18 protein-coding genes are annotated in these 20,230 nt (G+C 59.0%); 5 read left to right on the plus strand and 13 right to left on the minus strand.

What is annotated here, in order from left to right:
• Positions 1–25: 25 nt before the first annotated feature.
• A complete protein-coding gene (gene metG, locus POR16_RS05900; protein WP_122381064.1) occupies positions 26–2,074 on the minus strand; it encodes a methionine--tRNA ligase in 2,049 nt (682 codons plus the stop codon).
• A 174-nt stretch (positions 2,075–2,248) separates the two neighbouring features.
• Between metG and apbC the strand changes: the two genes are divergently transcribed.
• The gene (gene apbC / locus POR16_RS05905) at positions 2,249–3,343 is read left to right on the plus strand and encodes an iron-sulfur cluster carrier protein ApbC (protein WP_005889364.1); all 1,095 of its coding nucleotides are present in this window, start codon (positions 2,249–2,251) and stop codon (positions 3,341–3,343) included.
• A gap of 141 nt (positions 3,344–3,484) precedes the next feature.
• Here apbC and POR16_RS05910 read toward each other — a convergent pair whose 3' ends face one another.
• Positions 3,485–3,694, minus strand: a complete 210-nt coding sequence (locus tag POR16_RS05910) for a cold-shock protein (protein ID WP_002554837.1) — start codon at positions 3,692–3,694, stop codon at positions 3,485–3,487.
• A gap of 319 nt (positions 3,695–4,013) precedes the next feature.
• Between POR16_RS05910 and dcd the strand changes: the two genes are divergently transcribed.
• Positions 4,014–4,580, plus strand: a complete 567-nt coding sequence (gene dcd / locus POR16_RS05915) for a dCTP deaminase (protein ID WP_005889365.1) — start codon at positions 4,014–4,016, stop codon at positions 4,578–4,580.
• Positions 4,581–4,692: 112 nt separating this feature from the next.
• Positions 4,693–4,917, plus strand: coding sequence for a hypothetical protein (locus POR16_RS05920; RefSeq protein WP_005889366.1), 225 nt, complete (start codon positions 4,693–4,695; stop codon positions 4,915–4,917).
• A gap of 75 nt (positions 4,918–4,992) precedes the next feature.
• Here POR16_RS05920 and pdeM read toward each other — a convergent pair whose 3' ends face one another.
• The 11 genes from pdeM to POR16_RS05980 all read right to left on the minus strand — a co-directional run bounded on the left by pdeM (position 4,993) and on the right by POR16_RS05980 (position 18,950).
• Positions 4,993–5,649, minus strand: a complete 657-nt coding sequence (pdeM, locus tag POR16_RS05925; RefSeq protein ID WP_005889367.1) for a ligase-associated DNA damage response endonuclease PdeM — start codon at positions 5,647–5,649, stop codon at positions 4,993–4,995.
• Positions 5,646–8,138, minus strand: a complete 2,493-nt coding sequence (locus POR16_RS05930) for a ligase-associated DNA damage response DEXH box helicase (RefSeq protein ID WP_005889368.1) — start codon at positions 8,136–8,138, stop codon at positions 5,646–5,648. The genes pdeM and POR16_RS05930 overlap by 4 nt, the downstream gene beginning before the upstream one ends.
• Before the next feature lie 319 nt (positions 8,139–8,457).
• Positions 8,458–9,222, minus strand: a complete 765-nt coding sequence (locus POR16_RS05935; protein ID WP_002554833.1) for an ABC transporter ATP-binding protein — start codon at positions 9,220–9,222, stop codon at positions 8,458–8,460.
• A gap of 9 nt (positions 9,223–9,231) precedes the next feature.
• Positions 9,232–10,350 carry a succinylglutamate desuccinylase/aspartoacylase family protein gene (locus tag POR16_RS05940; RefSeq protein WP_122381065.1) on the minus strand — a complete coding sequence of 373 codons (1,119 nt, stop codon included), beginning with the start codon at positions 10,348–10,350 and terminating at the stop codon, positions 9,232–9,234.
• Between the two features lie 12 nt (positions 10,351–10,362).
• On the minus strand, positions 10,363–11,073 hold the full coding sequence (locus POR16_RS05945; protein ID WP_005889373.1) for an ABC transporter permease: 711 nt from the start codon (positions 11,071–11,073) through the stop codon (positions 10,363–10,365).
• Positions 11,070–11,798 (minus strand): ABC transporter permease, encoded by a 729-nt coding sequence (locus tag POR16_RS05950; protein WP_005889375.1) that lies wholly within the window; start codon positions 11,796–11,798, stop codon positions 11,070–11,072. The genes POR16_RS05945 and POR16_RS05950 overlap by 4 nt, the downstream gene beginning before the upstream one ends.
• Before the next feature lie 79 nt (positions 11,799–11,877).
• Positions 11,878–12,660: a transporter substrate-binding domain-containing protein gene (locus tag POR16_RS05955; protein WP_005889377.1), complete on the minus strand. Its 783-nt coding sequence runs from the start codon at positions 12,658–12,660 to the stop codon at positions 11,878–11,880.
• A gap of 344 nt (positions 12,661–13,004) precedes the next feature.
• Entirely contained in the window at positions 13,005–14,720 is a 1,716-nt protein-coding gene (locus POR16_RS05960) for an ATP-dependent DNA ligase (RefSeq protein ID WP_005889379.1), read from the minus strand.
• On the minus strand, positions 14,717–15,763 hold the full coding sequence (locus POR16_RS05965) for a ligase-associated DNA damage response exonuclease (protein ID WP_005889381.1): 1,047 nt from the start codon (positions 15,761–15,763) through the stop codon (positions 14,717–14,719). The genes POR16_RS05960 and POR16_RS05965 overlap by 4 nt, the downstream gene beginning before the upstream one ends.
• 264 nt (positions 15,764–16,027) lie before the next feature.
• Positions 16,028–18,502, minus strand: a complete 2,475-nt coding sequence (locus POR16_RS05975; protein ID WP_005889383.1) for a penicillin acylase family protein — start codon at positions 18,500–18,502, stop codon at positions 16,028–16,030.
• Positions 18,503–18,743: 241 nt separating this feature from the next.
• Positions 18,744–18,950, minus strand: coding sequence for an SEC-C metal-binding domain-containing protein (locus POR16_RS05980; protein WP_032618888.1), 207 nt, complete (start codon positions 18,948–18,950; stop codon positions 18,744–18,746).
• 174 nt (positions 18,951–19,124) lie between these two features.
• On the opposite strand from POR16_RS05980, the gene POR16_RS05985 reads away from it, so the two are divergent.
• Together POR16_RS05985 and POR16_RS05990 are read left to right on the plus strand one after the other, a co-directional pair.
• Complete coding sequence (locus POR16_RS05985) at positions 19,125–19,778, plus strand: LexA family protein (protein ID WP_005889388.1); 654 nt, start codon at positions 19,125–19,127, stop codon at positions 19,776–19,778.
• A 129-nt stretch (positions 19,779–19,907) separates the two neighbouring features.
• Positions 19,908–20,159, plus strand: coding sequence for a DUF1654 domain-containing protein (locus POR16_RS05990; RefSeq protein ID WP_005889390.1), 252 nt, complete (start codon positions 19,908–19,910; stop codon positions 20,157–20,159).
• The last annotated feature ends 71 nt before the right edge of the window (positions 20,160–20,230 follow it).

Raw genomic sequence — 20,230 nt, forward strand, 5'->3', positions numbered from 1 at the left:
GAGCGGATACCGGGCCTTGTCCGGGTTACTTGATGCGTTGACCAGGTTTGGCACCGCTGTCCGGGCTGAGCAGGTAGATTTCTTCACCGCCAGGGCCTGCCGCCATCACCATGCCTTCGGAAATGCCAAAACGCATTTTGCGAGGCTTGAGGTTGGCGATCATCATGGTCAGGCGACCTTCGAGCTCGGACGGGTTCGGATAGGCGCTCTTGATTCCGGAGAAAACATTGCGCTGCTCGTCGCCGATATCCAGCGTCAGGCGTAACAGCTTGTCGGCGCCCTCGACATGCTCGGCCTTGAGAATCAGCGCCACGCGCAGGTCGACGGCTGCAAAGGTGTCGAAATCGATTTCCGAAGACAGCGGTTCCTTGGTCAGTTCGCCATTGCCGACCGGCGCTGCAACAGTATCGGTCTGCGTAGCGGTCAGGTCTTCTCTGGATGCAGTGGCCATTGCTTCTACCTTGGCCGGGTCGATCCGGGTCATCAGTGCCGAGAACGGATTGAGCTGATGGTTGACCAGCAAGGTCTTGTGATCTTCCCAGGTCAATGGCGCGACGTTGAGGAACTGCTCTGCGTCGGCGGCCAGGTTCGGCAGTACCGGCTTGAGGAAAATGACCAGTTGGCGGAACAGGTTGATGCCCAGTGCGCAGACAGCCTGGACCTCGTCCTGTTTGCCTTCCTGTTTGGCCAGCGCCCAAGGTGCTTTTTCTGCGATGTAGGCATTGGCGCGATCGGCCAGTGCCATGGTTTCGCGCATGGCGCGGGCAAAGTCGCGGGCTTCGTAAGCGTCGGCAATGCCTGGCGCAGCTGCCAGAAATGCATCGGTGAGTTCAGGCGCGGCATTGGCCTGGACCATCACACCGGCATTGCCTTTGTGGATGAACCCGGCGCAACGGCTGGCAATGTTCACGACCTTGCCGATCAGGTCGGAGTTGACCTTCTGTACGAAGTCTTCGAGGTTCAGGTCCAGGTCATCGACGCCACGGCCCAGCTTCGACGCATAGTAATAGCGCAGGTACTCGGGCGACAGATGATCGAGGTAAGTGCGCGCCTTGATAAAAGTGCCGCGCGACTTCGACATTTTCTGGCCATTGACGGTCAGGTAACCGTGAACGTTGATGGCGGTCGGTTTGCGCAGGTTCGCGCCTTCGAGCATGGCAGGCCAGAACAGGGCGTGGAAGTTGACGATGTCCTTGCCGATGAAGTGGTAAAGCTCGGTGGTCGCGTCCTTGCCCCAGTACGCATCGAAGTCCAGGTCCGGACGACGCGCACACAGGTTCTTGAAGCTGGCCATGTACCCGATGGGGGCATCGAGCCATACGTAGAAATATTTGCCGGGCTCATCCGGAATCTCGAAACCGAAATACGGCGCATCGCGGGAGATGTCCCATTGCTGCAGGCCGCTGTCCAGCCATTCGGCGATCTTGTTGGCAACCGCGTCTTGCAGGGTGCCGCTGCGCGTCCAGCTTTTGAGCAGGGTGTCGAAGGCTGGCAGATCGAAGAAGAAGTGTTTCGAATCCTTCAGGACAGGCGTCGCACCGGAAATCGCTGACTTGGGGTTCTTCAGATCAGTCGGCGCGTAGGTCGCACCGCACTTCTCGCAGTTGTCGCCGTACTGGTCTTCGGCCGCACATTTCGGGCAAGTGCCCTTGATGAAGCGGTCGGCCAGAAACATGTTCTTTTCAGGGTCGAAATACTGCGTCACCGAACGCGTGGCGATATGACCGGCATCGCGCAACCGCTTGTAGATCATGCTCGACAGTTCGCGGTTTTCATCCGAGTGTGTCGAGTGGAAATTATCGAAGTCCACCAGGAAGTCGTCGAAGTCGGCGCTGTGTTCAGCCTTGACGTTGTCGATCAACTGTTCAGGGGTGATGCCTTCCTTTTCAGCGCGCAGCATGATTGCCGAACCGTGAGCGTCGTCCGCACAAACATAAATGCACTGGTTGCCGCGGTGCTTCTGGAAGCGCACCCACATGTCGGTCTGGATGTACTCGAGCATGTGGCCAAGGTGAACGGGACCATTGGCATAGGGCAGGGCGCTGGTAACGAGAATCTTGCGTGGCTCGGACATGGGGCTCGGCTACTTGAAGTGAAACGGAGGTCGGCCACTATAAAGGTCTGAGCAATTTTTTTCACCCCGCGTGGCTGTGGGAATGCTCCTGTCACTGGGTTGAAATCATGTGGCTGCCTGGCAGAACAGGTACGATAGCCGCCTGTTTCAGTCAGTCTTTTTCGGAGTAAGCCCATGAGCGCAGTCAATCGCGCAGCGGTGGAGACGATTCTTCGCCAGTACACCGACCCCTACCTGAACCTGGACCCGGTCAGTGCCGGTTGTGTCAGGTCCATTGAGATTCAGGACGCTCGCGTCAGCGTGCAGCTCGAGCTGGGTTATGCCGCTGACCTGTTCAGAAATGGCTGGGCGCAAGTTCTCAAGACCGCTATCGAAAACCTCGATGGCGTGCTGTCAGCCAGCGTCGACATAAAAAGCGTGATCAGCGCGCATAAGGCACAGAGCCAGATCCCGGGCCTGGCCAATGTGAAGAATATCGTCGCCGTCGCATCCGGCAAAGGCGGTGTCGGCAAATCCACGACAGCTGCCAATCTGGCATTGGCGTTATCTCGCGAAGGTGCACGGGTCGGGATTCTCGACGCGGATATTTATGGGCCAAGTCAGGGGGTGATGTTTGGCATCCCTGAAGGCACGCGGCCAAAGATCAAGGATCAGAAATGGTTCGTGCCGATCGAGGCGCACGGTATCGAAGTGATGTCGATGGCCTTTCTGACCGACGACAATACGCCGATGGTGTGGCGCGGGCCGATGGTTTCAGGCGCATTGCTGCAACTGGTCACGCAGACTGCATGGAATGATCTGGATTATCTGGTCATCGATATGCCGCCTGGTACGGGAGATATCCAGCTGACGCTGGCGCAGAAGGTCCCGGTCGCGGGTGCTGTGATCGTTACCACGCCTCAGGATCTGGCGTTGCTGGATGCCAGGAAAGGTGTCGAGATGTTCCGCAAGGTCAGTATTCCGGTGCTGGGCGTTGTGGAAAACATGGCGGTACACATCTGTTCGAACTGCGGTCACGCCGAGCATCTGTTTGGTGAAGGCGGCGGTGAGAAGCTGGCGTCGCAATACGATGTCGAGCTGTTGGCGTCATTGCCGTTGTCGATGCTGATTCGCGAGCAGGCAGATGGTGGCAAGCCGACGGCTATTGCCGAACCGGAAAGCCAGATTGCGATGGTCTATCAGGAACTGGCGCGTCACGTCGGCGCGCGAATCGTGCTGCAGGAAGCAGCGAGCCCGGCGATGCCGACCATTTCTGTCAGCGACGACTGATGGTGTAACGATTTTTCGGCGGGGGAGGCGGTAGCAGTTTTGTCTCCCTTGATCCGTCTGGGATCATGCGCGATTACTCAAATGGCGGGCAATAAAAAACCCCGCTTTTGAGGGCGGGGTTTTTAAGCGAATCAGTACAAGTTAGATAACTTGAACTTCTTCAGCTTGCATGCCTTTCTGACCGCGGGTAGCGATGAAAGAAACCTGTTGGCCTTCTTTCAGGCTTTTGAAGCCGTCGGATTGGATAGCTTTGAAGTGCACGAACAGGTCGTCACCGGATTGTGGAGTGATGAAGCCGAAGCCTTTTTCATCGTTGAACCACTTAACGGTACCAGTTTGGCGATTGGACATAGTATATCTCCTTGGACAAAGTTAACTGCGGCGTAGGAAGAGCCCTGGCCGAGACTGAGTGCAAAGAGCTGGAAAATTCATGGAGATGGTTGGATCGAAATTCAACATCGTGTAGAGATTCTCAGTGACACAAGCAACACAGTGACGCCACCTTAACCCTTTTTTCCGAACGTGCCAATGGTCTGTTGATGATTATTTCCATTCGCAGCCGATCGGCGCCGCGCTCCGTCCAAACTCTCTCTCTGTTGTCTTTGAACCGTCGGCCCCACCCCGGTAAGATGCCGGATAACTTTTTTACCTCGCTATTCAGGACATCGCCATGAGCATCAAATCGGACAAGTGGATTCGCCGCATGGCGCAGGAACAAGGGATGATCGAGCCCTTCGTGGAGCGTCAGGTGCGAGGTGAAGGTGCCGACCGTGTGATCTCGTATGGCGTGTCCAGCTATGGTTACGACGTTCGCTGCGCAGACGAATTCAAGGTATTCACCAACATCAATTCGGCCACGGTCGATCCGAAAAACTTCGATGAAAAAAGTTTTGTCGATATCAAAAGCGACGTGTGCATCATCCCGCCGAACTCCTTCGCGCTGGCGCGCACCGTGGAGTACTTCCGCATTCCGCGTAATGTCCTGACCATCTGCCTGGGCAAAAGCACTTACGCGCGCTGCGGCATCATCGTCAACGTGACGCCGCTCGAACCTGAGTGGGAAGGCCACGTAACGCTGGAGTTTTCCAACACCACTACATTGCCGGCCAAGATCTACGCCAATGAAGGCGTGGCCCAGATGCTGTTTCTGGAGTCCGATGAGGAGTGCGAAGTGTCTTACAAGGATAGAGGCGGCAAGTACCAAGGCCAGCGTGGCGTCACCCTGCCGCGCACCTGAGTTGCAGGTCAGGCGACTAGTGGAATTGAATTAATACTCTATTTCGCACTCTATCTGATCACATGCTTTCGCATAATCGTTATGCGCGAAGGCTTTTGATCTGGAGTGCCCTATGAAGACTACTTTCAAAATCTCTGAACAGGCTCAATCTCCTCCGCTTAATGAGATCGGGCTGCTGGCCTGGTCACTCATGGCTCATTCGGACTTGCTTCCGGAGCTGAATATGGTTGGCGGCGGCATTCCGGGTAATCCGGATCCTGATACCCCTCCCCCGGAGCCCACTGAGCCGGGTGGCCCTACCTTGCCGGACGATCCACCGCCTGCGCCTGTTGCCTGATTCATCATCGCCCGCTTCCTGTTTCGGGGAGCGGGCGTTTTCACGTCTGCTTTCTGTGCTTTGGCCCAACGGCAGTCAGACCACGCGCCACACCGCATCGCCACCGGTGACATAGACTTGGGTGTTTTCTATCGGCTGAATACGAAACCCGCCGGTGAACTCGCCAAAGGCGGGCAACAGGCTGACGCGTTGACCGAGGTAGAAGCACGCCAGGCGCAGGCTTTGTCGGCCTCGACCATGTAACCGGTAGACGGGATGAACGTGGCCAGCCAGCACGTGAAGCGTGGGATGCGGGTCAGGTTCATGCTGCAGCGCAAAAGGACCGAGTACCAAGGGGTCGGCGACCACATTTATCCCCAGGTAAGCCGGTGGATCTCCTGCCCGTTTGTCATGGTTGCCGCGAATCAGGGTGATCTTCAACGTCGAGCGCTCTGCGCGCCATTGCTCCAGTGCGGCGAGTGTGCCGGCAGCGTGTGATTCCGGGGCGTGCAGGAAGTCTCCGAGAAAAATCAGCTGATCACAGGCGTAGGTGTTCAGCAGGGTGTCCAGCCGCCGCAGGTTGGTCTGTGTGGTGCCATGCGGCACTGGCTGACCCAGCTTGCGGTAGGCCGCCGCTTTACCGAAGTGCGCGTCGGCGATCAGCAGCGTTCGCTCGGCGGGGTAGTAAATGGCCTTGTCAGCCAGCAGCCATAGTTCTTCTCCTGCCAACGTGACAGGCAGATAAGGCTTCATTGCTCATGCTCCGGGCCTGCGGCTTTTTCAAGGTCGCGGACCATACGTGCGATGCGGTCGGCAAGTTTTTCCGAGCTGAGACTTTCGCGAAAACGTTCGACCAGCAGCGGAAAGGCCAGAGGCGTGGCGCGCTTGATCGCATGCAGGTCCAGCCTGCGGCTATTGATCTGGCGCAGCGTCAGTTCAAGGCGTTGCAGATCCAGTTCCTGGCGCAGCACTTCCTGCTCGGCCTGAGTCAACAGCATATTGTCAGCGTCGTATTGCTTGAAGACCTCAAAAAACAGCCCGCTGGATGCCTGAAGCTGACGATTGCTTTTGGCTGCACCGGGATAACCGGAAAACACCAGGCCCGAGATCCGGGCGATTTCGCGAAACCGCCGCAACGCCAGTTCGCCCGCATTCAGGCTGGCAATGATGTCGGCCAGCAGGTCCTTTTCGCTAAACAGGTCGGCCTGTAATGCTTCGGCCCAGTCAATCTCGCTGGCACTGAGCAGTTCCAGGCCGTAGTCGTTGACCGCGATGGAAAAGGTCAGTGGTCGATGGCGACTCAAGCGCCATGCCAGCAGGCTGCCCAACCCCAGATGAACATGTCGGCCAGCGAACGGGTACAGAAAAAGGTGCCAGCCTTCGCGAGACTTCAGCGTTTCGGCCAGCAATGTGTCGCGTCGCGGCAGGCCGGACCACTGCTGCTGCACCTCCAGCAGCGGTTTGATGGCCTGCATTTCCGGGCTGTTGAAATCGCCATGGGCGGCGGCATCGAATTTTTCCACCACCGCATCCGCCAGCTCGCTGGACAGGGGCATTCGTCCGCCATTCCAGCGAGGTACGGCGGCTTTCTTGCCAGTGGCCTTTTTGACGTACGCGGTCATGTTTTCCACGCGGACCAACTCCAGCAGGCGGCCGCCAAACAGAAATCCGTCACCGGGTTTGAGCCTGGCGATAAAGCCTTCCTCCACGCTGCCCAGCGAGCCGCCACCGCCGCCTTTTTTCCAGTACTTCAGGTTTACAGTGGCTTCGCTGACAATTGTCCCGACGCTCATGCGATGGCGGCGCGCCAGGCGTGCATCCGGCACTCGCCAGATACCGAGCTCGTCCGGTTCGGTGCGGCGGTAGTCGGGGTAGGCGGTGAGGGAGTGACCGCCGTTGCGCACGAATGCCAGCGCCCACTGCCATTGCTCGTCGCTCAGGTCGCGGTAAGCCCAGGCGCTGCGCACCTCGGCCAGCAAATCATCGGGAAGGAAGCCACCGCCCAGCGCGATGCTGACCAGGTGCTGGACCAACACGTCCAGCGGTTGGTGTGGCGACTCGCGCGGCTCGATCATTCTGGCGGCGACCGCATCATGGGCGGCAGCGGCTTCGACCAGTTCCAGGCTGTGCGTCGGCACCAGCGTCACGCGAGAAGGGCGACCTGGCGCATGGCCCGAGCGTCCGGCACGCTGCATCAGGCGCGCGACACCTTTGGGTGAGCCGATCTGCAGCACACGCTCGACCGGCAGAAAATCCACGCCAAGGTCCAGGCTGGAGGTACACACCACGGCCTTGAGCGCACCTTCTTTCAAGGCGCGCTCGACCCAGTCACGGACTTCCCGGGCCAGCGACCCATGATGCAGAGCTATCAGCCCAGCCCAGTCGGGACGTGCTTCGAGCAGCGCCTGATACCAGATTTCCGATTGCGCGCGGGTATTGGTGAAGACCAGGCAACTGGCGCTGCTGTCCACCTCCGCGACGACTTGCGGCAACATGCGCAGGCCCATGTGCCCGGCCCACGGGAAGCGTTCGATGGAGGGCGGCAACAGCGTATCGACCTGTAAGTCCTTGACGATCTTGCCTTGCACGGTCATGCCGCCTTCGCCGATCAGCACCTGTTGCGCATGCTCCTGGTTGCCCAGCGTGGCGGAAATACCCCAGACAATCAGTTGCGGGTTCCAATGGCGCAAGCGGGCCAGCGCCAGTTGTAACTGGACGCCGCGCTTGTTACCGATGAGTTCGTGCCATTCGTCCACCACCACCATTTTCAGCGTCGACAGGGCGGCCTGCGCATCGGCGCGGGTGAGCAACAGCGTCAGGCTTTCTGGCGTGGTAATCAGTGCCGAGGGCAGGCGTCGGCTCTGACGAGCGCGCTCGCTGCCGCTGGTGTCGCCGGTTCGCAGCCCCACCGACCACGGAATATCCAGCTCGGCCAGGGGCGCCTCAAGGGCGCGGGCGGTATCGGCTGCCAGCGCACGCATGGGTGTTATCCACATGACGCTCAGAGGGGCGGCGGGCGGTTTGCGTTTGCGGGGTATTTTATCGGCGGTAAGGGTATTGGCTTTGGCAAATCGATTGAGGGCAGCAAACCACGCAGCGTAGGTCTTGCCCGAGCCCGTGCTGGCATGCAACAGGCCGGACTCTCCCTTCTTCACCGCCGCCCAGACTTCCTTCTGAAACGCGAACGGCTTCCAGCCTCGGCCGAGAAACCATCGTTTGGCGAAATCGGTGGGTCTGCTCATCCGTTTGCGTGTGCTCTGAGTGGCGTTAAGTCAGAGACAGCTAAGAAAGGGTAATAGTTTTAAATGGTTATGGGGCTCTCCCAGGATGCAGGCGCGGACCAGGCGACGCTTCGCCTGTCCGCGATATTTAATGTGGGAGCGGACTTGTCCGCGAACTGCAGGGAACCGGCAGTAAAACCAGCCGCCTTGGTGTACCAGACACGGTCGAGGTAGCAGGTTTCAGGGCGGCTTCGCAGCCCATCGCGGACAAGTCCGCTCCTACGCCCTGCGGGCAGAAGCTCGTGTTTCTTGCTCTTGGCGCTTTACACAACAACCCGCGTTATTTCAGATTGCCACTCAAAAACTGCTGCAGACGCTCGCTTTTCGGGTTGTTGAGCACCTCGTCCGGGTGGCCGGATTCTTCGATCTGACCCTGATGCAGGAACACCACCTGACTGGCGACCTTGCGCGCAAAGCCCATCTCGTGGGTGACCAGAATCATGGTCCGGCCTTCTTCGGCCAGGCCTTGAATGACTTTCAGCACTTCACCGACCAATTCCGGATCAAGCGCCGAAGTCGGTTCGTCGAACAGCATTATTTCCGGTTCCATCGCCAGTGCACGGGCAATGGCCACGCGCTGTTGCTGACCGCCGGACAGGAACGCCGGGTATTGATCGGCAACACGCTCTGGCAGGCCGACTTTTTCCAAGTACTTACGCGCGCGGGCTTCGGCTTCGGCCTTGGGTACGCCCAGCACCCGGCGCGGCGCCATGGTGATGTTTTCCAGCACGGTCATGTGCGCCCACAGGTTGAAGTGCTGAAACACCATCGCCAGACGCGTACGGATACGTTGCAATTCATCCGCGTCGGCCACGCGCATGCCGTCCTTGTCGCTGACCATGCGCACTTGCTTGCCATCCAGGCTCATGGCCCCGTCGTTGGGCTGTTCAAGAAAGTTGATACAGCGCAAAAACGTGCTCTTGCCCGAGCCGCTGGCCCCGATCAGACAGATCACGTCACCGCTGCTGGCCTTGAGCGATACGCCTTTGAGCACTTTGTTGTCGCCATAGCTTTTGTGCAGGCCATCGATGGTCAGTTTGTACATGACAGGTCCTCAAGGAGAAAGTAGGTAGCCGCTGCGATAGGCCCGGGTGCCAGCGATGTGCGCGATGACCATGCCCGCCGTCGCCATGCGACGTATCGAGCGTGCATACAGCAGGCCAGCGTTCAGGGCCCGAATGCTGGTCACGGCGTCGCTGATCGGGTCGATGACCTCGGCAATCAACTGGCCGGCCTCGACGTATTCGCCGGGTAACGCGCAGAACACCAGCAGGCCGCCCACCGGCGTGGCGACCGGTTCGACCGCTGCCAGGGGCGTCGCAGGGTAAAGCAATTCAGGAAGTGGCGAGGGCTCGCCGTCGATGACACCCGCGTCGATCAGGTAATGAATGATCGCCTGACAGTCGCGGCTGGCGAGGGCATGGCTGACATCGCCCTGGCCGCGTAGCTCCAGCGTCACCGAAAAACTGCCCATTGGTATTGGAAACCGTTCGCCAAAACGTTGCTGCAGTTGCCACCAGACCAGCGTGAAGCATTCGTCGAACGACTGACCACCCGAGTCGGTGGCCAGCAGACTGGCTTGCGCGCCCAGATAACGCGACAGCGCCTCGACTTTCGGCCAAGCCTCGGGCGTGGTGTACAGGTGCTCCACCGATTCGAAATCACAGTGCAGGTCGAGCACCACGTCAGCGTCGCAAGCCAGCCTTTGCAGTGTCAGGCGTAGCGATTCCAGCTGAGTTGCCGGGGTCAGAGCATTCAAGGCCGTCAGCAGGCTTTCACGTACAAGGGTAAGGTTCTGCCCTGCGTCGGCGGTCAGTCGGGCTTCGATATCATCACCGACCTGCGCGCCAAGGTCGCTGAAGCCGCGATTGAAATTCTGCCCGCTCTCCAGCTCGTAACGGCCCAGCGGCGTGTCCATCAGCACCTGTTCCAGGCCGATCGGGTTGGCGACGGGCACCACGACGATCTCCCCCAGCAGGCGCCCGGCATTTTCCAGCTCGGCCAGACGCTGTTTCAGGTACCAGGCAACCAGCATTCCCGGCAGCTCGTCGGCGTGCAGCGAGGCCTGGATATAGACCTTGCCCGAACCCTGGCGCGGCCCGTAATGAAAGCTGTGGATCTGCCGACCCGTACCAGGTACCGGCGACAGCAGCTCATGAGTGTGATGACGCATGTTCAGTCCTGATTAATGGGCCGGGCCGAGAAAGGCCAGCCAGCGGCGCTCGGCAAGGCGGAACAGCCCGACCAGAATGAACGTCACGGTCAGGTACATGGCCGCGGCGATGCCGAACGACTGGAAGGTCATGAATGTTGCGGAGTTGGCATCCCGCGCGACCTTCAATATGTCCGGCACCGTGGCGGTGAAGGCCACAGTAGTCGAGTGCAGCATCAAGATCACTTCGTTGCTGTAATACGGCAGCGAGCGCCGCAGTGCCGAAGGCATGATCACGTAGGTGTAGAGTTTCCAGCCTGTCAGACCGTAGGCCTTGGCAGCCTCTACTTCGCCATGGGCCATGCTGCGGATCGCACCGGCGAAGATTTCCGTGGTGTACGCGCACGTGTTCAGCGCAAACGCCAGAATGGTGCAGTTCATTGCATCACGAAAAAAAGCATCCAGAACCGGTTGCTCGCGTACCGCGGCAAGGCTGTAAATACCGGTGTAGCAGATCAGCAGCTGTATATAGAGCGGAGTGCCGCGAAACAGGTAGGTGTAGAACTGCACCGGCCAACGCACCCAGCGCTTTGTCGACACCCGGGCGATGGACAGTGGAATGGACACACAGAAACCGATAGCGATGGACGCACTGAGCAACCACATTGTCATGGCCAGACCGGTGACATTCACGCCGTCTGTATAAAGGAAGGGTTTCCAGTATTCCTGAAGCAATTCGATCATCGCTGTGCCTCCCGACTGCCTGCGGCGTAATGCCGTTCAGCCCAACGCAGGGCAAGGTTCGAGGCGCTGGTGATCATCAGGTAAATCAAGGCTGCGAGTATCAGAAAGTAAAACAGCTGATAGGTACTTTTACCGGCATCCTGCGAAGCCTTGACCAGATCGGCCAGACCGATGATCGACACCAGCGCAGTGGCCTTGAGCAGCACTTGCCAGTTATTGCCGATGCCCGGCAACGCGTAACGCATCATTTGCGGGAACACGACATAGCGAAACCGCTGGCCACGTTTCAACCCGTAAGCAGTTGCCGCTTCAACCTGGCCGCGCGGCACGGACAGAATCGCGCCGCGAAACGTCTCGGTAAAATAAGCCCCATAAATGAAACCCAAGGTGATGACGCCTGCGCCGAACGGGTTGATCTCGATGTATTCCCATTCCATGGCGTCGGTCAGCATGGTCAGCCAGGTTTGCAGGCTGTAAAAAATCAGTAGCATCAACACCAGGTCCGGTACACCGCGGATCAGTGTTGTGTAAATTTGCGCCGGTATGCGCAACAGCGCAGAACTCGACAGTTTGGCCGTGGCTCCAATCAGCCCGAGCACGATACTCAGCGCGAGCGACAGAACAGCCAGTTTGATGGTCATCCAGGTGCCTTCCAGCAACAGCGGGCCAAAGCCCTTCAGGCTGAGCGCCGAGAGTCCCAGGTTTTGCATGAGTGCATCGAACATGGATAGGCCTTGCATTGCTGACAAAAACGCCCACCGACAGGGCGGCGAATCATCGCCGAAATCGATGGGCGTCGGTGTGTTATTTTCCGCTGTACAGGTTCAGGTCGCCGAAGTGTTTTTTCTGGATTTCGGCGTAGGTGCCGTCATCGTGCATTGCCTTGATGCCTTTATCCAGCAGCGCTTTCAGCTCTTTGTTGCCCTTGGCGATGCCGATGGCGGTCTTGGCTGGCAGCAGTTCGTTGTCGACAGGCTTGCTGACTTCGTAGTCAGCGCCGGCTGGCGACTTCAGGAAACCCAGTTCGGCTTGCAGCATGTCCTGGATCGAGGCGTCCAGACGACCCGAAGTCAGGTCGGCGTAGACCTGATCCTGGTTGGCGTAGGCCTTTGTGGATACGCCTGCCTTGTCCAGTACGGCCTTGGCATAGGCTTCCTGAATGGTGCCCTGCTCATAGCCCACGGTCTTGCCTTTGAGGCTGGCCGGGTCAGCGGTCAGGCCTGCACCTTTCTTGAACACCAGCGAGGTCGGGCCGGAGAACAGTTCATTGGAGAAGTCGATGACTTTCTCGCGGGCCGGGGTCACGGTCATCGAAGAAATAACGCCATCGAATTTACGGGCCTTGAGGCCTGGGATCATGCCGTCGAAGTCGCTTTCAACCCATTTGCAGGTGACTTTCAGCTCTTTACAGATAGCGTTGCCCAAGTCGATATCGAAGCCGACCAGGCTGCCGTCAGCGGCTTTGGATTCGAACGGCGCGTAGGAAGGGTCGACGCCGAAGCGCAGTTCCTTGTACTCCTTGGCCATCGAGTTACCGGCGGCGAGGCACAGAGCCAGTGCAGAAAGAGTGAGCCATGCTTTTTTCATTGTTCAGTCCTTAAAACCTTAAATGGGGCGTTGGGAACACGCGAAGCTTGCTACCGGCAAGTGCCAGACACACAGAAGATAGCAATTTCCGAACCACAGAGACGAACATGCGTTTGAAATGTAAGGCGTTGTCGCTATTTCATATAAACGGCTGGCAATCTGCCGCCTTTGCACGTTTCCAGAGCAGTTAACAGGCGCCTGCTGTGGAGGTAAGTGCTGCAGCGGTCGAGGCGGGGAGGCAGATTAGTAACGAATGGAGAAGGTTTTCAGCGCGTGGGCAAACGAGAGAGGTAATGGGTGTTTCAAAAAGGTGCGCGCAATATGGCGCGCACTTTTCTGGTGCGTCAGTTCAGCAGGTCCTGAAGCGTCGCCAGACTGTCAGCTTCGGCAACCGGTTTGTCCTGTCGCCAACGCAACATGCGCGGGAAGCGCACTGCGATACCGCTCTTGTGCCGTTTTGACAACGCTATACCCTCGAAACCGAGTTCGAACACCAACGTGGGTGTCACGCTGCTGACCGGCCCGAATTTCTCGACGGTGGTCTTGCGGACAATGGCGTCCACTTTGCGCATTTCTTCATCAGTCAGCCCCGAGTAAGCCTTGGCGAACGGAACCAGCGTACGCTCGCTGGCATCAGGCGGGCCGTCCCAGACCGCGAAGGTGTAATCGCTGTAAAGGCTGGCGCGCCTCCCATGACCCCGTTGCGCATAAATCAATACGGCATCGACACTGAACGGGTCGATCTTCCACTTCCACCAGACGCCCATGTCCTTGGTACGGCCGACGCCATACAACGAGTCGCGGGCCTTGAGCATCATGCCTTCGACGCCCAGGCTGCGAGAGGCCTCGCGCTGGGTGGCCAGATCGAGCCAGTCTTTGCCGGTGAGCACCGGGGAGGGCATCAGTACCTCGCTTTGGCAGCTTTCGATCAGGGTTTCCAGTTGGGTGCGACGTTCGTGCTGGGGCCTGCTGCGCCAGTCGTCGCCTTGCCATTCCAGCAGGTCATAAGCGAGCACAACGACCGGCACATCCGCGAGAATCTTCTTGCCCAGGGTCTTGCGGCCAATGCGCTGCTGCAGCAATGCAAAAGGTTGAACCGAGGGCGCCGCCTGCAGGGCTCCACTGTCCAGAGCGAACGCGGTGCCACTGTCAGGAGTGGATTCAGGGCTGGTATCAGGTGCCTTCCAGACTACGATTTCGCCGTCGATCACTGTGCCGTCCGGCAGACACTGCACCAGCGTGTGCAGTTCGGGAAAGCGATCAGTGACCAGTTCCTCACCGCGCGACCATATCCACAGTCTGCCGTCACGTTTGACCAATTGGGCTCTGATCCCGTCCCACTTCCATTCCACCTGCCAGTTTTCGGCAGCACCCAACAGCGTTTCGAACTGATCGGCAGGCTGTTGCAGTGAGTGTGCGAGAAAAAACGGATAAGGCTGGCCGCCGCGCTGAGCGTGCTCATCCTCCGATTCGGGCGCAATCAGTTTCAAATAGCGTTCGGCGCTGGGTCTATGCGACAGGTCGGTATAGCCGACCAGTCGCTGTGCCACACGCTTGCTGTCGATATTGGCCAATGCAGCCAGCGCACGGGTGACCAGCAGCTTGGACACGCCGACCCGGAAGCTGCCGGTGATCAACTTGATGCAGACCATCAGACTGATGCGGTCCAGTTGCGACCAGAACATGGGCAGGCGCGCGGCCAGCTCTTCGGGCGGCAGGCCGCGCAATGGCAACAGCTTGTCCTCCATCCACGTGGCCAGGCCTTCGTCGTTGCTGTGGTCGGCCTGCGGCAGCAGCAATGACAGGGTTTCCGCCAGGTCGCCAACGGCCTGATAGCTTTCTTCGAACAGCCATTCCGGCAGACTGGCCAGCGTCATTGCCTGTTCACGCAGCACGCGGGTCGGCACCAGCTGGCGCGGACGTCCACCTGACAGAAAGTACACCGCCCACGCAGCATCCTCAGGGGCGGCGCTTGCAAAATAGTCATGCATCGCCGCCAGCTTGGCGTTGCTTGAGGTAGTGGCGTCCAGCCGGGAATACAGTTCGGCAAAGGCTCTCATGACTGCGCCTCGCCAGTGCCTGGCACTTCAGGCTCGGCGGTGGCCGGATTGCTGTCTTCCTCATCGCCGTATTCAGTGCTAAAGCCCTGAGCATCCAGCCCCAGTTCACGCAGATAGCGCACCAGTATTCCGACCGAACCATGCGTGACCATGACCCGTTCGGCCCCGGTCTGCTCGATGGCCCACAACAGGCCTGGCCAGTCAGCGTGATCGGACAGCACAAAACCACGGTCTACGCCGCGCCGACGTCGAGTGCCGCGCAGCATCATCCACCCGCTGGCAAACGCATCGCTGTACTCGCCGAAGCGCTTCATCCAGCTGCTGCCCCCGGCGGAGGGCGGAGCTAGGATCAGTGCCTGGCGCAGAGCCGGGTCGGTCTTCTTGAAGTCGCCGGCGTATTGGGTTTCCGGGATACGGATACCGCCTTCGCGATACACACGGTTCAGGGGCTCGACGGCACCATGGACCAGAATCGGCCCGATCTGTGAGTCGATGCCGTGCAGGATGCGCTGGGCCTTGCCGAAGGAGTAGGCAAACAGCACGCTGGCTTTGCCTTGAGCCGCATTGCCTCGCCACCACTCGTTGATGCCGTCGAAAATCTGCGCCTGTGGTGCCCAGCGATAGATCGGCAGGCCGAAGGTCGATTCAGTGATAAAGGTGTGGCAGCGCACCGGTTCGAACGCCGCGCAGGTGCCATCCGGTTCGACTTTGTAATCTCCTGAAGCAACCCAGACCTCACCTTGGTATTCCAGACGCACTTGCGCTGAACCCAGTACATGACCTGCCGGATGCAGGCTCAGTTTTACGCCGTGGTGGGTGATGGTTTCGCCGTACTCAAGGGTTTGCAGGTTGATGTCCTGACCCAGGCGCGAACGCAGAATCCCTTCGCCGCTGGCGGCTGACAGGTAATGCTGATTGCCGGTGCGGGCGTGATCACCATGAGCATGGGTAATGACCGCTCGCTCCACCGCACGCCACGGATCGATATAGAAATCGCCGGGTGGGCAATACAAACCTTCAGGACGAGCAACGACAAGATCCATGGGGCAACCGTATGGATGGGCTTGTTAGCTATGAGCCGGTGCGGGGAGGGAAAGTTCGGGGAGTTTGCGCGTTCAGGCCCGAGTACGCAGCGAGCCACAGATCTGTGACGCCAAGCATCACACAAGGCATTCCCACGCTGGAGCGTGCGCAACGATATGTGTCCGAATGAACACTATAGGCGCTCGAGTAGACGCTATCGTCCCCACGCTCCAGCGTGGGGACGCATTTCTGGGCGCTCTGCGTCTGATCGTTGGCGCAGAGCTTTACTTGCCCGGCGTCAGTGTCAGGCGTTGTTTGCCATAGCCTTTTTCGTAGTTCTGTTGCTGCACCGGGATCGACATGTATTGCGCTTTCTGCCACGGCTCGATGCTGTTGGCGTAATACGGGCTGGCCGTGTTGCCGGACTGGCCGGTGTTGATCATGCCGGTCATGGGTTCGACCAGACTGAAGTCGACGATCATGCGCAGGCCGGGTGCTACGCGTGTGTCGAAGCCTTTGCCCCACTCGAAGCCGGAAACGTTCAAGGTGGTGTGATCACCGCCCGCTGGCGTGGCGCCACGGTTGAACTCGCCGCCACCCAGTTGCCTGGCCAGCGGGTTGCTGGACGCCCAGTTGTCGCGATGCAGTTTGCCCCACTGCCAGGCTTTGTGATCGCTGCCCAACAAGCTGTCGCCGGTGGTGATGGCGGCCGCCAGACTGCGTGCCAGGATGGCTGGCTTGTCTTCTTTTTGCGGAGTTTTGACGTCGTCCCAGTATGGGCTGTCGTCGCGTCCCAACAAGTGGTCGGCCTGCGGCGAGTACGATGAGCTGGCGTTGGCTACCAATGCCTGCCAGGCAGGGCTGGTTTCCGGACCCAGTTCATCAAGAAAGATCTGTTTGCTGCTTTCCTGCAGAAACAGCTCGTAAAGCGCTGCATCGGCGGAGGTGGCGCTGAGCTTGCCGTCGAACGCCATCAGGCGCGTGAATGCTTCGCGAGCCTTGTTGCGGTCGGCTTCCGGCAGGGCGTCGATGGCCTGCTTGAGTGGCTTGCTCATGCCAGGCGCCTGGAACATGGTCTTGAGTTTTGCCGCAAAGGTCGTGGTCTGGTCGTATTGCATGGCGATGGTGCTGCGCAGGTCCTGTTTGCCGCCGTTGGCTAGCTCGGCAATCCGCTCGGCGCGTTCCGGGTAGCCCCACGAGTTGGACAGCTGCATGCCATAGCCTTTGGGAATCGTGCGCTGGTTGGCCGCCGCGAGCCAGCCCTGACGCGGGTCCTGATCATACGGATGCAGCATTGAGTCGGCGAAACCGTCCCAGTCGTATTTGCCATCCCAGCCTGGCGAAGGCAGCAGGCCCTGGCCTTCACGACGATTCGGGAAGCGGCCCGTCACTTGCCAGCCAATGTTCGAGGCATCGGCGAAGATCATGTTCAGGGTGATGGCGCGAATTTCGCGACTGGTGTCGAACGCTTTTTCCACATTGGGTGCGCGTGACAGATCAAAGAAGGCATCCAGGCTCTTGTCGTCCTTGAAACTCGGCACCTGCAGCGCCAGGCTCAGGCCATTGCCGGGTTGCGTTGCGCTGGCATTGAGCAGTGCGCCGTGACGGGTTTCGTACACGGTTTCGCGAAGCGGGCTGCCGCCTTTGACCATAAAGGTCTCTTGATGCGCGGTGGCAGGCACCCATTTGCCATCAGCTATGTAGGAGACACGATTGCCTTCGCGCTTGATCTTCTCCAGAAACAGGTCCTGATTGTCGCCTTTGACGTTGCTCATGCTCCACGCCAGCTTGCCGTTGAAGCCACTGAGGACCAAAGGCAGGCCCGCAATGGATACGCCGGACACCTGATATTTAGGCGCACGGATCTGCACGAAGCTCCACGCAGAGTTGAGCCCTGCAGGCAATTGCATGTCGCTGGCCAGCAGGCTCTTGCCGTTACGGCTGCGCTGCGGCGCGATGGCCCAGTTGCTCGAAGCCGCGACGCCAAGCATGTTCAGGTCGGAAAGCTGCAAGGCAATCCGGCTCAGATCGTTAAGGTCGGAGATCTGATTATTCAGGTTTAGGCCCTTGAGCTTGTCGGCCTCGGCAAACGGCAGCTCTTCGTCAGGGTAGGTTGGCAGCAGCCAGGCGAGTTTGTCGGCCCCGACTTTCTGCGCCAGCACCAGCGACGACAGCTCTTCCTGAAGGTTTACCGACAGGCTGAAGTTGAGCAGGCTGAAGATCAGCGCCGAGTCCTCGGGTTTCCAGTACTCGGGTTTGTAGCCCGAGCTGGCGATGTCGGCTGGCAGCTTGTCGCGATAACGGAACAGGTACGCGTTGACGCCGCGCGCGTAGACATCGAAGAAGCGTTTGAGGCGAGGCGAGGCCGCGTTGTACAGATCGCTGGCATTCTGTTTGAGGTTGACCGAGCGCATCAGGCGGTCGACGTCCAGCGCATCCGGGCCGGCCATTTCCGACAGACGGCCCTGCGCCAGCAGGCGCATGCCGAGCATCTGGCTGATGCGATCACCCGCATGTACGTAACCCAGAGTAAACAGTGCGTCATGGTAAGTGCTGCTTTCAATCAGCGGCATGCCCATGTTGTTGCGGCGCACTGAAACGTTCTGCGCGAGCCCTTTGACGGGAAACGTGCCGGAAACAGGCAGTACGGTATCAGGATCACCGCTGCCCAACTGGCAGCCGGCAAGGCTCAGGAAACTCGCCGCAGCGGCGGCAGCGCCGAATCGGGGTAGAAAATGACGAAGGGCTGGCGAGGCCATGAGCAAACTCCTGAAGGGGTCACGTACAAAAGCCGCTACGTTAGAGAGCAGTCAGGCAGCACGCAAGCGGCAAGGCTTAGTTTATTTCAGGATTTTGCAGGAGTAGACGCAGTGTGCATATCCCGTCACCTTGCGTTTCTCACGCCGCCATGGGCCACAGCTTCGAAAGTCGGTCGGGCTGACGTGCGTCACAAAGTAAAACGGCCTGCAGGGGCAGGCCGATGTCGAAGCGCTCAGCGCATCATGCGCCGTGGCATTTCTTGAATTTCTTGTCGCTGCCGCATGGGCATGGATCGTTGCGACCCACATCCTTCAGGGCATTGCGCACCGGGTCCTGGTGAGCGTGACCGCAGTTCGGACCATGAACGTGGGCGTGCTGGTGGTCATGATGATCATGGTCGTGATCGTGGTTGCAATCTGGGCCATGAACATGGGCTTGCTGGTTCATCGGGGTACTCCACTGTTAAATCTGCAGTCAATCTGGCGCGCATTATCCCGCAAATCGAAGCGAAGCAGTAAGGGGGCGATCTTTTTCGCGCTGAACGGTTTTTTTTAAGTATGCTTAGTTTCAGGCGGACGATTTCAGCGTCCATGTATTTTTCCAGCGCTGGAGCCCCATCGCATGACCAGACAGGAACGCATCGCCAAGGCCATTGCCGCCAGTGGGATGAGAAAGGGGGAGATTGCCGCGTACTGCGGGGTTGCCAATTCTGCCGTCACGCAATGGATCAGCGGCGAGAGCAAAAGCCTGCGTCCCGAAAACCTCTATGCACTTTCCAGGGCGACCGGCTTCAGGGCCGAATGGCTGGCAATCGGTGAAGGCCCTGAAAAAGAGGAGTTCGACGCCAACGTGGCGATGATCGATCAGCCGAAAATGTCGTTTCGTTATCCGGTCATCAGTTGGGTCTCCGCCGGGTCCTGGGAAGAGGCGGTGCAGCCTTACCCTGACGGGTTCTCCGACCGCTATGAAATTTCCGACTACGACTCCAAGGGGCCAGCATTCTGGCTTGAGGTCAAAGGCGATTCCATGACTGCGCCCACCGGTGTCAGCGTGCCAGAAGGAATGATGATCCTGGTGGACACGGAAGCCGATGTTCAGCCCGGCAAGCTGGTGATCGCCAAGCTGCCCGCCAGCAACGAGGCGACGTTCAAGAAGCTGGTGGAAGACGGTGGCACTCGCTACCTGAAACCGCTCAACCCGGCGTACAAAATGATCGAGTGCGGTGCCGACTGTCGCATTATCGGTGTCGCTGTCAGGATGACCGGCAGGCTGTGAGCTTTGCGGAACAAGGCCTTCAGCGTGTCTCTGAAGAAGCCGCTCCCTAAACTCGTCCTGTATTGCGCTTGCCCATAGCCCGTAGTCGGAATACTGTATTTATATACAGTTATGCGGGAGTTTCATGTCATGGTGGACAGCAATAATCCAGTGCCAGGCACGTCGCGCGCCTATGAAATGATCGGCAGGCGGATACAGCGGCTGGTTTCGGCGCCTGATGTACAGAAGATCCAGTGGGTCATCGTGACTCGTCGCGATGACGAACCACAGGAGAGCTGGGAACGCGTACTTCAGGAAATCGAGGAAACCGCCGGTATTCAGGTAGACCGTCAGGCGGACGGTTCCGTGAGGATTGGCTGGCAGCGCTACCTCGACAATTGAGGCAGGCGCCCTGACGTGACCCTTGCTTGCGTCATTGAGTCCGAGGGCGCAGTGACCGTTCAGCGGGCTGC

The sequence above is a fragment of the Pseudomonas coronafaciens pv. oryzae str. 1_6 genome, from assembly GCF_000156995.2.
Taxonomy (GTDB): Bacteria; Pseudomonadota; Gammaproteobacteria; order Pseudomonadales; family Pseudomonadaceae; genus Aquipseudomonas; species Aquipseudomonas tremae.

Excerpts from the sequence above, each read along its gene's own strand:
- POR16_RS05990 (WP_005889390.1), top strand. The coding sequence starts at position 19,908 with ATGGTGGACAGCAATAATCCAGTGCCAGGCACGTCGCGCGCCTATGAA.
- POR16_RS05910 (WP_002554837.1), bottom strand. The coding sequence starts at position 3,694 with ATGTCCAATCGCCAAACTGGTACCGTTAAGTGGTTCAACGATGAAAAA.
- POR16_RS05920 (WP_005889366.1), top strand. The coding sequence starts at position 4,693 with ATGAAGACTACTTTCAAAATCTCTGAACAGGCTCAATCTCCTCCGCTT.
- POR16_RS05940 (WP_122381065.1), bottom strand. The coding sequence starts at position 10,350 with ATGCGTCATCACACTCATGAGCTGCTGTCGCCGGTACCTGGTACGGGT.
- POR16_RS05985 (WP_005889388.1), top strand. The coding sequence starts at position 19,125 with ATGACCAGACAGGAACGCATCGCCAAGGCCATTGCCGCCAGTGGGATG.
- POR16_RS05935 (WP_002554833.1), bottom strand. The coding sequence starts at position 9,222 with ATGTACAAACTGACCATCGATGGCCTGCACAAAAGCTATGGCGACAAC.
- apbC (WP_005889364.1), top strand. The coding sequence starts at position 2,249 with ATGAGCGCAGTCAATCGCGCAGCGGTGGAGACGATTCTTCGCCAGTAC.
- POR16_RS05960 (WP_005889379.1), bottom strand. The coding sequence starts at position 14,720 with ATGAGAGCCTTTGCCGAACTGTATTCCCGGCTGGACGCCACTACCTCA.
- POR16_RS05975 (WP_005889383.1), bottom strand. The coding sequence starts at position 18,502 with ATGGCCTCGCCAGCCCTTCGTCATTTTCTACCCCGATTCGGCGCTGCC.
- POR16_RS05930 (WP_005889368.1), bottom strand. The coding sequence starts at position 8,138 with ATGAGCAGACCCACCGATTTCGCCAAACGATGGTTTCTCGGCCGAGGC.
- POR16_RS05950 (WP_005889375.1), bottom strand. The coding sequence starts at position 11,798 with ATGTTCGATGCACTCATGCAAAACCTGGGACTCTCGGCGCTCAGCCTG.
- POR16_RS05980 (WP_032618888.1), bottom strand. The coding sequence starts at position 18,950 with ATGAACCAGCAAGCCCATGTTCATGGCCCAGATTGCAACCACGATCAC.
- POR16_RS05945 (WP_005889373.1), bottom strand. The coding sequence starts at position 11,073 with ATGATCGAATTGCTTCAGGAATACTGGAAACCCTTCCTTTATACAGAC.
- pdeM (WP_005889367.1), bottom strand. The coding sequence starts at position 5,649 with ATGAAGCCTTATCTGCCTGTCACGTTGGCAGGAGAAGAACTATGGCTG.
- POR16_RS05955 (WP_005889377.1), bottom strand. The coding sequence starts at position 12,660 with ATGAAAAAAGCATGGCTCACTCTTTCTGCACTGGCTCTGTGCCTCGCC.
- POR16_RS05965 (WP_005889381.1), bottom strand. The coding sequence starts at position 15,763 with ATGGATCTTGTCGTTGCTCGTCCTGAAGGTTTGTATTGCCCACCCGGC.
- metG (WP_122381064.1), bottom strand. The coding sequence starts at position 2,074 with ATGTCCGAGCCACGCAAGATTCTCGTTACCAGCGCCCTGCCCTATGCC.
- dcd (WP_005889365.1), top strand. The coding sequence starts at position 4,014 with ATGAGCATCAAATCGGACAAGTGGATTCGCCGCATGGCGCAGGAACAA.